Consider the following 12,777-nt stretch of genomic DNA (forward strand, 5'->3'; position numbering starts at 1 on the left):
GGATCCAAAGACACCAATACCTTACTTCTTGGAGCGTTGGTAAGTGGTTTAATAGGAACCTTTTGGATTAGAGGCATTGTTACCAAAACCCATTTAAAATCAGATACCGCCTTAGGCTTAATTCTTTCTTTATTTTTTGGATTTGGAATGTTGTTATTAACCTTCATTCAAAAACAACCCAATGCCAATCAAGCAGGATTGGATAAATATTTATTTGGTCAAGCCGCCACTTTAGTGGAAAGCGACGTTTGGCTCATGGCTATTATTACCGGACTTTGCCTATTGGTTTTGTTGTTTTTTTGGAAAGAGTTTAAATTGTTCCTTTTTGATGCAGACTATGCAAAAACCCTTGGTTTTAATATTAATTTCATAGACATCCTTATCACATCCTTTATTGTTTTAGCTATTGTATTAGGCTTGCAGACTGTTGGAGTGGTTTTAATGAGTGCCATGCTTTTAGCTCCAGCAGCAGCAGCAAGACAATGGACAAACAGCTTGTCAAAAATGGTGTTGTTAGCTGCTATTTTTGGTGCGCTTTCGGGCGTATTTGGAACAGCCATCAGTGCCAGTCAAAATAATCTATCCACAGGACCCGTAATTGTAATTGTGGCTTCTGTATTTGTGGTTTTTTCCTTTATATTCTCACCAGGTCGCGGCTTGTTATTTCGTCAAATTAGATTTATTGCCAACAGACGCGATTTACAACTTCAAAAAACTTTGGCATTCATGTATCATATTGCAGAAACCCACGATAATATTTCGCATCCACATACCATTAAAATCTTAAACAATTTCCAAGGCTATACACGAAAAACACTTCAGAAATTAGTAGATAAAGACTATGTGACCTTAGATGGAACTATGTGGAGTTTAACCAAAAAAGGTTTTGAAACAGCAGCCAATCTATATAATCAACAAGCTATAAAAGATGAATAACGCACAATTGGAAATACAGTTAATTGCTAGCTTGGTAGCCATTGCTTGTGCTATTCCAGGAACTTTTTTAGTGCTTAGAAAAATGGCCATGATTAGCGACGCTATCAGTCATTCTATTTTACCAGGACTTGTAGTTGGGTTTTTTATTACTCAAGATCTTAATTCGCCTTTATTAATTTTGCTAGCTGCCATAACAGGTGTAATAACAGTTATCCTAGTAGAACGTATTCAAAAAACAGGCTTGGTAAAAGAAGATACGGCCATTGGCTTGGTTTTTCCCGCGCTCTTTAGTATTGGGGTTATTTTAATTGCCAAAAACGCCAACGACATCCATTTAGATATTGATGCTGTGTTGTTAGGTGAATTAGCGTTTGCTCCCTTCGATAGAATCTTTATTGGTGGAATGGATATCGGTCCAAAATCTTTATGGGTTATTGGAATTATTTTAAGCATCACCATTGGTTTATTGTTTGCCTTTTTTAAAGAATTAAAAGTAAGCACTTTCGATGCAGGCCTTGCAGCCTCCTTAGGGTTTTCGCCAGCTATAATTCATTACGGATTAATGACGGTTGCTTCAGTTACAACCGTTGGAGCTTTCGATGCTGTGGGTGCTATTCTAGTCGTAGCCTTAATGATTGCTCCTGCTGCTAGCGCTTATTTATTGACAACAGACTTAAAAAAGATGCTTGGTTTAGCTATTGTTTTTGGGGTGTTTGGTGCCATTTCAGGTTATTGGTTGGCACATTGGTTGGATGCTTCCATTGCAGGATCCATCACAACCATGCTGGGTTTACTGTTTTTATTTATTTATTTATTCGCTCCAAGCAAAGGTCTTATTGCCGTAATGTATCGAGAAAAACAACAACGTACGGAAGTATCTTTATTGACCTTCTTACTTCATTTAAAAAATCATTCCGAAGTTCGCGAGCGACATGTAAATCATTTACAGGAACATATCAATTGGCAACAAGTTAGAGCTAAAACAGTTTTGGATCTCGCCTTAAAAAACAACATGATTTTAATTGATAATAACGTGGTATCCTTAACCCAAAAAGGAGATGAATTTACGTCCAAGGCCATCCATTATATTATTACCAATGAAGATGCTCAAATAGAAGACATGAAAGATGATTTCTTCTTGTTTCGGGGTTAAAACCCTCGCTCCTTCTGCAACTGCTCATAAGCCCCTTGAACCTGACGGAATTTTTCCTCAGCTCCGTTTTGATGTTCTTTTCCTAAATGAATGACCCTATCTGGATGATATTTCTTTGCCATTTTTCGGTAAGCTGTTTTTATTTCACCAACAGTAGCTTCTTTGGTTAATTCAAGGATTTTATAGGCATTATCGCTACTGTTATAAAACATGGCTTTGATACTTTCAAAATCTTGATGACTGATGCCTAAATAATTTGCAATAGTCTCAATCGTTTTTACCTCATTTTCAACCACAACCCCATCAGCCTTTGCTATTCCAAACAAGAAATGGAGCAATTGTAAACGTGACGGATGATCCATCATTTGTCTAATTTGTAAACAAACCTGGCGCGTTGGAATATCCTGTTTATTCAATTCTTTAAACAATTTAAAAGCCCGATTAGCTCTTTCCTTACCATACATGCCAACAAATTGCTGACGTACAAAGTCCAATTCTCGTTGGTCTTGTTGTCCATCTGCTTTTATAACTATGGATGCCAGAATCAACAAACTAACTTCAAAGTCGCCAGATTGGGTTTGCCTAGCTCTTTGGTAGGTTTGTTGGGTATCTACCTTGATGGTTCCTTTAGAAAACCCGTCGACAACACTTCCTAAAACCATTCCTAAAATAGCTCCAATAGGGCCTCCAAAAGACCATCCTATAGCAGCACCAATCCATTTTGAAAAATTCATGTATTACTTTTATTTTTAAAGATTCAATACCCTGTTCTAGATTACTTAATTTAGAAAATCCATTAGTTTCTAAAACAGGTTTACCAAATGAGAATGCCTCATTTTTAAATTTTGCGTAAATATACTATTGTTAGTTGTTTTTTTAGTAGAAATGTTACCTAAACGCCATAAAATTAAAGTTCTCATTAAATTTTTAAGAGCGTTAAAAGTCTGCTAATAACCACATTCAACTGATTACTTTTTCCGTATCTTTGCGGTTTAAAATAATAACCTTAAAAATTAAAAGATATGTATCCAGCAGAATTAGTAAAACCAATGCGCGAAGATTTAACCAAAGTTGGATTTGAAGAATTACATACTGCCCAAGCTGTTGACAATGCGTTAGCAAAAGAAGGAACCACTTTAGTTGTAATAAACTCCGTTTGTGGTTGCGCTGCAGCCAATGCACGTCCAGGAGCTAGTATGAGTATTCAAAATGCAAAACACCCTAATAATTTAGTGACTGTTTTTGCAGGTGTAGATAAAGAAGCTGTTGATAAAGCTAGAGAACACATGGTTCCATTTCCTCCAAGTTCTCCTTGTATTGCTTTATTTAAAGATGGCGAATTGGTGCACATGTTAGAACGTCACCATATTGAAGGACGTCCAGCAGAAGTAATTGCAGCAAATTTAGTAGATGCTTTTAACACGCATTGTTAAAAATTTTCAAAGTCATTTCTTTATAAATAGAAAAAACTTTAAAACATTTAAGACCACGATATAAATCGTGGTTTTTTTACATCTTCACTTGAACGTTTAATATTATATCATAAATACGTCTAAAAAGAACCTTATGAAACTCTCATTTATAACTAATTTAATTATTTCGAAATTTATTTTTTTAGCGATTCTTGGTTGTTCAGATTCAGACGATAAATCTTCTTCCTGTACTAATAGGCAAATGCAATTAAACGAATTACGAGAAAACATACGCGCCTTTGCTGAAACTTCGATATGTAATGATGATTTTGAATGTCGATTTATCGCCTTCGGAAGTAAACCTTGTGGAGGTGCATGGGAATATTTAATTTATACCACCTCTATCGATACTTTAGAGTTGACGGATATGGTTAACAACTTCAATAGCATGGAAGCCACTTACAATATGGAATGTGGAGCTATTTCAGATTGCTTAGCAGTAATGCCTCCAACAGGTTTTGACTGCCAAAATAATATATGCATTCCCATATATTAATGTTTGTAAGCTCTTATATTTTCTTAATTTTGTAGCATGCAAAAACTAATAGCTTTTATTTTAACATCTATTTACGCGGTCGTATTTTTACTGACTTTAGCGATATTTCATCCCATTCAATGGTTTTGTTTTAATGTTTTAGGATATCAAGCACATAAAAAAAGTGTGGATTTGCTCCAGTTTTTTATTATGCGATGCACCAATATTTTAGGCACGAGATACAGCTTTCATAATCCTTATAAAATAGCTACCGATCAGCCTTTGATTATCGTGGCAAATCACCAAAGTATGTACGACATTTCTCCCATTATGTGGTATATGCGCAAACATCATCCCAAATTTATCAGTAAAAAAGAATTGGGAAAAGGCATTCCAAGCGTCTCTTATAATCTTCGTCATGGAGGTTCGGTTTTAATCGATAGAAAAAATCCAAGACAAGCCTTGCCAGCTATTATGAAATTTGGTGAATACATAGAAAACAACAAGCGTGCTGCGGTTATTTTTCCTGAAGGTACGCGAAGTAAAGATGGACATCCAAAACCATTTCAAACAAAAGGACTGGAAGTGTTATTCAAGAAAATCCCTTCGGCTATTATTGTTCCGATCAGCATAAATAATTCTTGGAAAATGTTAAAATATGGCAAATTTCCTATGGGAATTGGAAATCATATCAAATTAACTGTTCACGAACCTATAAAATTATCTAACTTTGAAGATAAACAGGAGCTCATTAAGCACCTAGAAACTACAATAGGCTCAAGTATAAACCCTTAAAATTCTAAATTATGTCGTTAAAAAATGTGAGATTGGAAGTAATGAACCATTTAGAGAAGGACGTCGAATCTTTAATCGAAAAATATTTGATTCCTGTAGATAGTATTTGGCAACCAACAGACTTTTTACCTAATTCTGAAGGTGATAACTTTTTTGAAGAAGTAAGAGAAATTAGAGAACTGTCCAAAGAACTTCCTTACGATTTTTGGGTGGTTTTAGTTGGAGATATGATTACAGAAGAGGCTTTGCCAACTTACGAATCGTGGCTCATGGATGTTGAAGGTGTTGACCAAGTTGGAAGAAATTCCTGGGGTAAATGGGTAAGACATTGGACGGCCGAAGAAAACCGTCATGGAGATGTTCTAAACAAATATCTCTACCTTTCCGGACGTGTTAATATGAAGGAAATTGAAAAAACCACACATCATCTTATTGCTGATGGTTTTGATATTGGTACAGATCAAGATCCATACAAAAACTTTCTATATACCAGTTTTCAAGAATTAGCTACTTATATTTCTCACAATCGTGTAGCCAAACTTGCTAAAGACAGAGGAAATAAGCAATTAAGCAAAATGTGTAAGATTATTTCTGGAGACGAAATGAGACACCACCATGCTTATTGCGAATTTGTAGAACGTATTTTTGCAGTGGATCCAAACCAAATGATGATGGCATTTCAACACATGATGAAATTAAAAATTACCATGCCAGCACATTTTTTAAGAGAATCTGGCGGGAAAATAGGGTCTGCTTTCGAAGAATTTTCCAACACAGCACAACGTCTAGGGGTTTATACCTCTAAAGATTATGTGGATATCTTGGAAAAACTTATTGTACGTTGGGAAATTGATAAAATTACCAACCTATCCGATGAAGCCGAAAAAGCACGCGACTATTTAATGAAACTTCCATCGCGATTATCAAGACTTTCCGAACGCATGAAAATCCCTGCAAACTCCTATCAGTTTAAATGGGTGGAACCGGCTGTTTAATGACCCAAAAAGAACAGATTGAAAAAACCATAGCATTTGTTAAAGATACACTTGTGGATGCCGAAGGTGGTCACGATTGGTTTCATACCTTAAGAGTATATAACAATTCCTTACTCATCTCTAATAAAGAAGATGTGGATTCGTTTATTGTTTCACTTGGCGCTTTATTGCATGATATTGCAGATAGCAAATTTACAAATGGCGACGAAACCATTGGACCAAAACTAGCTCGAGAGTTTTTAACCAGCATACAAGTTGAAAAAAACGTTATGGAACACGTCATTCTAATAATTGAGAATATTTCATATGGTGGAGGGAACGAGACTCAAAAATTCAAATCCCCCGAACTAGATGTTATACAGGATGCCGACAGATTGGATGCACTTGGAGCCATTGGTATTGCCAGAACTTTTAATTACGGCGGCTTTAAAAACCGAGCACTTTATAATCCAGACATTCAACCAAACCTCAACATGAGCAAGGAGGAATACAAAAAGTCAACAGCTCCAACACTCAATCATTTTTACGAAAAATTACTTTTGCTGAAAGATAGAATGAACACCAAAACTGGTCAGCAAATTGCTGCTAACAGACATGAATTTATGGTTCAATATCTTGAACAGTTTTATGCTGAATGGGAAGGCGAAAAATAATTAATCGACGGAGATTTTAAGCAATTGCTTTTTATTTCCTACACGACCTTTAAACACTAGCGATTTTCCTTTTTCTGTCATAACTGCGGCTCCAGCTTCAAAAGGAACTTCGGCTTTATCTGAATCTAAAACATAAGCAAAATCAAAATCTCCCTCATCATTTATTACTACGGCTGTTAAATCTGCTTTATTACTACTTCCTCCTCTAAACTCGATTCTGTCGTTACTTAATTTTTTAACTTTCCCATTAGAATTTAGAAACAAATAACTTTTCCCATTAACATGTGTTGACGAAAAAGACAAATATCTATCGAGATTTCCTGACGTTTGTTTTTTATTAATGTTTCGTGCCCAGATTAATTCTCCACCGGAAGAAATTTTAGCACAAATAACATCGCGATAATGATAGGTTCTATTCTGTCCTCCCATCATTCCATTAGCTCCCATAGTTTGGGTTACTTCAATAAAAAACTCTTCTGCATGAATAACAGCTTCATTGGTATCTGTAATAAAAACTTCTCTAAAAACAATGTTTTTCAACTCCTTATCTTTTGTTTTTCCATATTTATCAATGATAAACTGACTGGTAAATGGGGTGTATTTTGTGGATTTAATGGTTAAATCATTTGGATCAATAGCTAGATGAACCAAACCTTTATAACGGTTATCATTCTTCAAAGAATAAAATCCTACACAAAAAAGATAATCGTCTCCTTTCTTAGTTGTTAATGAACCAATAAACTTATCTCCAGAATCGAAAACCACCGACATTTGATGATCCTTTTTAATCTTATAAAGTTCAAATTGATATTTGCCACCAGAATTCTTTTGTTTTTTGTCTTTAGTAAAGGTTTTTCCTAACAGGTAAACAGTTCCATCTTCATCACTAACATCGATATTTTGAAGTATGAATTTACGGTCTTTTATACCACGTGTAAACTCCGTTTGGTAAATAGGATTCAAGTTGTTATCGAAAACAAAAATAGAATGTTTTTCTGCTGCATCATCTAAAATATCTATGGTAAAAGCAATATAATTAGCATGTATTGAGGTTTTAAACATTCCTAAAACATCATCGTCAGATTTTGAATCATAAGTTGTAAAAAGTGAGAAATAATTAGGTTTTTTAATATCTTTTAGGGGAATTGAAAACAGAAATTCTCTTTTTAAGGTCGCTTCATTATCTTGAGCAGTTCTTGAATAATATTGTAATTCTTTCGTGGATTTATCATAAAATGATTCAATCAAACACAGGTTATTACCTCTTAAAAAAGCATTCTCAATATCACCTTCTTTTTTATGTAATTCAATATCGTATTCTTTTACAATATTTAAATTACTATCGTAATGTTCAATATAATAACCTTTATTATAGCGTCTTACTAGATAAACACCTTTGTTTTTATCTGAAACTGAAAAGGATAAATCTGTGAATTTCCTATCGTCTTTAAACACATCTGTCATGCTTATGTCTAAGTTAAGATCTTCAGCGTTTAGGGCATCTTGAGCATGTAAGGCAGTTTCACAAATAGTATTAGAAAGAAACAAGAATAGGAAAAGAACTTTTAAAAACTTCATTGTAATAGTAGGTTTTGAATGACAATAATACTTAAAATTATTTTTTAATGCAATTGGAATTGGCCAACTTTATTTGGAAAGATTTTAAAAATGGTTATTAACAAATTCTCATATACTTGAATTTATTTAAAAAAAGAATAACTTCGCTCCTGCCTGGCCAACAAGTAGGCTCAGTTTTTATTTTCTAAATTAATTGCTTAAACACCCACTTTTCATACAGAAAAACGCAAACGAAAGTTTATTTAAACGTAATCAATCTTAAATTTCATTTTATTTCCGCATTGAAATTATAACATCTTTTTAACACCCTAAAAGCACGCTAACTATAGATATTTTCAATATTTTTGCAATTATCACTAAACTTGAGAATATGAAAAAATTTATTTTATCCTTAACCATTCTTTCAATGACATTTATGTCGCCATTATTGGCTAATGAAGGTATGTGGTTTTTAATGCATATTGAGCGTTTAAATTATCGCGATATGCAAAAAATGGGACTTCAATTAACTCCCGAAGAAATTTACAGTATCAACAACCAAAGTTTAAAAGATGGTATTGTTCAATTTAATGGCGGCTGTACTGCAAGTATTATTTCAAATAATGGTTTAGTACTTACTAATCATCACTGTGGATATTCAGCAATTGCTGAGCTTTCCTCATCAGAACAAAACCATTTAAAAAACGGTTATTGGGCTGGATCTTTTGAAGATGAATTAAAACCAGAAAGTTTATACGTGCGCTTCTTTGTGAGAATGGACGATGTTTCCAAACGTATTTTATCTCAAGTAAATGATAGCATGAGCGAAAAAGATCGCGAAGCTGCCGTGAACAAAGAAATTGCTAAAATAGAACAAGAAAATAACGAAGGTGGTAAATACACAGTTTCTGTACGTCCTTTCTACCAAGGAAATGAGTATTACTATTTTGTTTATGAAGATTATAAAGATGTTCGTTTAGTTGGAACACCTCCAGAAAGTGTAGGGAAATATGGTGGAGACACAGATAACTGGGAGTGGCCAAGACATACAGGCGATTTCTCTTTGTTTAGAGTTTATACCGATGCTGACGGAAATGCAGCAGATTATGCAGCTACAAACATCCCTATGAAAGCAAAATACCATCTTCCAGTAAGTATTGATGGCGTTAAAGAAGACGATTTTGCTATGATTTTAGGATATCCAGGAAGAACCAACCGTTGGATGCCTGCACAAGGCGTTGAGCAAAACGTAAAATACGCATATCCTGCTTGGGTTGAAGGCTCAAAATTAAGCATGGATGTCATGAAAAAATATATGAATCAAGACGAAGCCGTAAATTTAATGTACGCTTCTTCCTATGCAAGTATTGCCAACTATTGGAAAAACAGAGGTGGAATGATTGAAGCCTTAACAGATCATAAAACAGTTGAAACAAAAACCGAAGTTGAAAAGAAATTCGACAAATGGGCCAATAAAAAAGCAAACAAAGCCACGTATGGCAATGTTATTTCAGATATCAACAAATATTATGCGCTAACAAACGAAAAAGCAAAACACGACAACTACTTAGTTGGCATGTTGCGTTCTAGTACTTTTGCTGCTTTACCTTACAGATTGGGTACTGCTTTCGAGAATTACGCAGATGCTAACGAAGCTAAACGCGAAGAAATGCTTCCAAGATTACAAGGCTTTGTAGATAATTCTTATAAGGATATTTATTTGCCTTTGGAAAAAGAAGTGTTGGCTAAACAATTGGAATTGTATGTTACAAAATCCAATTATTCATTACCAGAATTAGTAACTGAAGTAGGAAGTGAAAACAATAACGACTTTACAGCTTACGTTAATTCTATTTTCGATTCGAGCATATTTGCTTCAAAGGAAAAAGTAGAAGCTTTTTTAAAGTCTCCAGATAAAGCGGTTATTGAAAACGATGAACTTTATAAGTTATCGACTGCCTTACTTAATAAATATCGTGAAAAACCAGAAAGTTTGGTACAAGCTGAAAACGATTACCAAAGATCTTTTAGATTGTTGGTTGAAGGTTTACGCGTTTCTGGATTAAGCAGTATTCAATATCCGGATGCTAACTCTACCTTACGTTTATCTTACGGAAAAGTAAGAGCTCTTCCTACAGATAACGATAAAACCAACGATGCTGCAATTAATAACTACACAACCTTAAAAGGAATGGTAGCAAAATACAAGCCTAACGATCCTGAATTCGATTTACCTCAGCACATGTTAGACATTTACGAAACAAAAGATTACGGACGTTATGCCAACGAAAAAGGCGAGCTTTCTGTAAACTTCCTAACCGATAACGACATTACTGGTGGAAACTCTGGTTCTCCTGTAATTAATGGGAAAGGTGAAATTATTGGATTGGCTTTCGACGGTAATATTGAAGCTATGGCTGGAGATGTTATTTTTGATGATGATTTACAACGTACCATTAACGTAGATATTAGATACGTTCTTTGGTTGATAGACAAATATTCAAATGCTCAATCTATCATTGACGAATTAACAATTATAGACAATTAATTCTATTCAGTTTATAAATAAAAAATGCGATTTCAAATTTTGAAATCGCATTTTTTATTTTTAAGAAGTCTTTTAAAATAAGATTATTCCCCAGGGAAATCTGCTTTGCGTTTTTCTAGAAAAGCCGTAGTTCCTTCAATAAAATCCTCAGTTCCAAAACAGTTTCCAAATTCTTCAATTTCCACTTCAAAACCATTGACACCATCTTTAAAATTGGCATTAACCGCTTTAATGGCTCCTTTAATGGCCACAGATGAATTTCTCATAATTTTACCAGCTATTTTTTCAGCAAGTGGTAATAATTCCTCTAAAGTGGTCACATGGTTTACCAAACCATAGGCTAAAGCTTGGCTGGCGTCAATCATTCCAGCCGTCATAACCATTTCCATTGCGCGACCTTTTCCAACTAATTGTGGTAAACGCTGCGTTCCGCCATACCCAGGAATAACTCCTAAAGAGGTTTCTGGAAGTCCCATTTTGGCATTATCACTAGCCACTCTAAAATGGCAGGCCATAGCCAATTCCAATCCGCCACCTAAGGCAAAACCATTAACAGCAGCAATAACTGGCGTGGATAAATTTTCAATAAAATCGAACAGTAATTCTTGTCCTTTAGCAGCTAATTTTCCACCATTTTTTACATCAAAATGAGCAAACTCGCTAATATCTGCTCCTGCAACAAAAGCTTTTTCCCCACTTCCTGTTATAATAATTACTTTGGTTTTTTTGTCCTTATTTGCAGTATCTAAAGCATCGTGCAATTCTTGAATTGTCGCTTTGTTTAAAGCGTTTAATTTACTTGGTCTATTAATAGAAAGGGTTGAAATTCCATTTTGGAAATCAACTAAAATATGTTCGAAACTCATTGTATGTTGTTTTAAGTTAATTACTTGATATTATCCTTTTGGGAAAGTTACTTTAAAAGTAGTACCTACATCCTTCTTAGATGTAAAAGTAATACTTCCATTATAAGTTTCCACAATGTTTTTTACCATGGCAAGCCCAAGTCCCATTCCACTTGACTTTGTTGTAAATTTAGGTTCAAAAATCTTTTGTGAGTTTATTTCTGAAATTCCCACGCCATTATCTGAAATACTGATGTTTATAGTCTCTACATCTTCATATACTCTGACTATAATTTTTTTATTCTTTTGATTATCTGGAATGGCCTGAATACCATTTTTGACTAAATTGTTAATGACGCGTATAAGTTGCGCTTTGTCAAATCGGGCCATAATTCTGTCGCTATCGGCAATAAACTCGATATAATCTTCACTAAAAATATCTAGGGCCAATCTAGTAATTTCTACTAGATTTAAAACTTCATTTTGTTGGGCGGGCATTTTGGCAAAATTTGAAAATGCCGAAGCTATCGCGCTCATGGTATCTATTTGTTGAATAAGCGTTTTAGAATATTCATCTACTTTCTGATAAATATGCTCGTCGTTTGTATCAAACTTACGCTGAAAACTTTGCACCGTTAAACGCATGGGCGTTAAAGGATTTTTTATTTCGTGGGCCACTTGTTTTGCCATTTCTCTCCAGGCTTGCTCTCGTTCACTTTTTGCTAATTTAACGGCACTTTCCTCGAGCTCATCTATCATCCTGTTATAGGCTCTAACCAAGGTGGCAATTTCTTCGCTAGTAGCACCAATTTCTATTTTTTTATTATGTTTCTCAAGTCTGGTTTCATTTATTTTATCGCTAATGGTTTTAAGGGACTTGGTAATGTATTTGGAAAGAAAATAAGCCAAGGTAATAGCGATAATTAACATGAGTATATACGCATAACCTAAACGCACTAAAAACTCATTTAGTTCTTTATTTAAAAAATCGTCATTCTCTAAATAGGGAATATTTAAAATAGCCAAAGGTTTAAATTGATGATCTGTTATATAGGAATAAGATGATAAAAAAACCTCATTATTTTCCACGGTTTTACTTACATGCCTATGTTCTATAGTGTTGGCCAAGGTGTTTAAAACATCGGCACTCAAGCATTTTGTTAGAGAATCTGTTTCAAAAGTGGCTTTGGAAGATTTTATCAAACCCCCATCCAAATCGTAAAGATTGAGTTGTAATTTATGAATGGCTGCAATTTCGTAGATTTCATTTTTAAAAATAAGACCCATGGTTTCGGTAGAAACAGGATATGTGGTTTTTCTAATAGCGTAATTAATACTTTCCTTGATA

Annotated in this window: 12 protein-coding genes; 8 read left to right on the forward strand and 4 right to left on the reverse strand. The window is 34.4% G+C overall.

What is annotated here, in order from left to right:
• Together VKY47_RS00455 and VKY47_RS00460 are read left to right on the forward strand one after the other, a co-directional pair.
• Positions 1 to 936: metal ABC transporter permease (locus tag VKY47_RS00455; protein WP_324309464.1), on the forward strand; the 936-nt coding region annotated here is incomplete at its 5' end.
• The gene (locus tag VKY47_RS00460) at positions 929 to 2,089 is read left to right on the forward strand and encodes a metal ABC transporter permease (RefSeq protein WP_324309467.1); all 1,161 of its coding nucleotides are present in this window, start codon (positions 929 to 931) and stop codon (positions 2,087 to 2,089) included. The genes VKY47_RS00455 and VKY47_RS00460, both read left to right, overlap by 8 nt.
• On the opposite strand, the gene VKY47_RS00465 is transcribed toward VKY47_RS00460, so the two are convergent.
• Positions 2,086 to 2,823 carry a TerB family tellurite resistance protein gene (locus tag VKY47_RS00465; protein ID WP_324309468.1) on the reverse strand — a complete coding sequence of 246 codons (738 nt, stop codon included), beginning with the start codon at positions 2,821 to 2,823 and terminating at the stop codon, positions 2,086 to 2,088. The genes VKY47_RS00460 and VKY47_RS00465 overlap by 4 nt on opposite strands.
• 288 nt (positions 2,824 to 3,111) lie before the next feature.
• Here VKY47_RS00465 and VKY47_RS00470 point away from each other — a divergent pair, with 288 nt between their 5' ends.
• From VKY47_RS00470 to VKY47_RS00490, 5 genes are all read left to right on the forward strand, one after another.
• Positions 3,112 to 3,522 (forward strand): BrxA/BrxB family bacilliredoxin, encoded by a 411-nt coding sequence (locus tag VKY47_RS00470; protein WP_324309470.1) that lies wholly within the window; start codon positions 3,112 to 3,114, stop codon positions 3,520 to 3,522.
• Between the two features lie 133 nt (positions 3,523 to 3,655).
• Complete coding sequence (locus tag VKY47_RS00475) at positions 3,656 to 4,057, forward strand: hypothetical protein (protein WP_324309472.1); 402 nt, start codon at positions 3,656 to 3,658, stop codon at positions 4,055 to 4,057.
• Positions 4,058 to 4,093: 36 nt separating this feature from the next.
• Positions 4,094 to 4,831, forward strand: coding sequence for a lysophospholipid acyltransferase family protein (locus VKY47_RS00480; protein ID WP_324309474.1), 738 nt, complete (start codon positions 4,094 to 4,096; stop codon positions 4,829 to 4,831).
• Positions 4,832 to 4,842: 11 nt separating this feature from the next.
• Entirely contained in the window at positions 4,843 to 5,826 is a 984-nt protein-coding gene (locus VKY47_RS00485; RefSeq protein ID WP_324309476.1) for an acyl-ACP desaturase, read from the forward strand.
• On the forward strand, positions 5,826 to 6,479 hold the full coding sequence (locus tag VKY47_RS00490; RefSeq protein WP_324309477.1) for an HD domain-containing protein: 654 nt from the start codon (positions 5,826 to 5,828) through the stop codon (positions 6,477 to 6,479). Before VKY47_RS00485 ends, VKY47_RS00490 begins: the two co-directional genes overlap by 1 nt.
• Here the strand turns inward: VKY47_RS00490 and VKY47_RS00495 are convergent, their stop codons facing one another.
• Positions 6,480 to 8,057, reverse strand: a complete 1,578-nt coding sequence (locus VKY47_RS00495; protein WP_324309479.1) for a hypothetical protein — start codon at positions 8,055 to 8,057, stop codon at positions 6,480 to 6,482.
• Positions 8,058 to 8,427: 370 nt separating this feature from the next.
• On the opposite strand from VKY47_RS00495, the gene VKY47_RS00500 reads away from it, so the two are divergent.
• Positions 8,428 to 10,584, forward strand: a complete 2,157-nt coding sequence (locus VKY47_RS00500) for a S46 family peptidase (RefSeq protein WP_324309481.1) — start codon at positions 8,428 to 8,430, stop codon at positions 10,582 to 10,584.
• An 83-nt stretch (positions 10,585 to 10,667) separates the two neighbouring features.
• Here VKY47_RS00500 and VKY47_RS00505 read toward each other — a convergent pair whose 3' ends face one another.
• Positions 10,668 to 11,450, reverse strand: coding sequence for an enoyl-CoA hydratase/isomerase family protein (locus VKY47_RS00505; RefSeq protein WP_324309483.1), 783 nt, complete (start codon positions 11,448 to 11,450; stop codon positions 10,668 to 10,670).
• 30 nt (positions 11,451 to 11,480) lie between these two features.
• Positions 11,481 to 12,777, reverse strand: a 1,297-nt coding sequence (locus tag VKY47_RS00510; protein ID WP_324309485.1) for a sensor histidine kinase, incomplete at its 5' end; no start/stop codon positions are given.

Origin of the sequence: Xanthomarina sp. (assembly GCF_035306705.1) — a bacterium.
GTDB lineage: Bacteria > Bacteroidota > Bacteroidia > Flavobacteriales > Flavobacteriaceae > Xanthomarina.

What these genes read in the sequence shown, in the direction of transcription:
- VKY47_RS00460 (WP_324309467.1), top strand. Translation starts at nt 929, where the DNA reads ATGAATAACGCACAATTGGAAATACAGTTAATTGCTAGCTTGGTAGCC.
- VKY47_RS00465 (WP_324309468.1), bottom strand. Translation starts at nt 2,823, where the DNA reads ATGAATTTTTCAAAATGGATTGGTGCTGCTATAGGATGGTCTTTTGGA.
- VKY47_RS00470 (WP_324309470.1), top strand. Translation starts at nt 3,112, where the DNA reads ATGTATCCAGCAGAATTAGTAAAACCAATGCGCGAAGATTTAACCAAA.
- VKY47_RS00475 (WP_324309472.1), top strand. Translation starts at nt 3,656, where the DNA reads ATGAAACTCTCATTTATAACTAATTTAATTATTTCGAAATTTATTTTT.
- VKY47_RS00480 (WP_324309474.1), top strand. Translation starts at nt 4,094, where the DNA reads ATGCAAAAACTAATAGCTTTTATTTTAACATCTATTTACGCGGTCGTA.
- VKY47_RS00485 (WP_324309476.1), top strand. Translation starts at nt 4,843, where the DNA reads ATGTCGTTAAAAAATGTGAGATTGGAAGTAATGAACCATTTAGAGAAG.
- VKY47_RS00490 (WP_324309477.1), top strand. Translation starts at nt 5,826, where the DNA reads ATGACCCAAAAAGAACAGATTGAAAAAACCATAGCATTTGTTAAAGAT.
- VKY47_RS00495 (WP_324309479.1), bottom strand. Translation starts at nt 8,057, where the DNA reads ATGAAGTTTTTAAAAGTTCTTTTCCTATTCTTGTTTCTTTCTAATACT.
- VKY47_RS00500 (WP_324309481.1), top strand. Translation starts at nt 8,428, where the DNA reads ATGAAAAAATTTATTTTATCCTTAACCATTCTTTCAATGACATTTATG.
- VKY47_RS00505 (WP_324309483.1), bottom strand. Translation starts at nt 11,450, where the DNA reads ATGAGTTTCGAACATATTTTAGTTGATTTCCAAAATGGAATTTCAACC.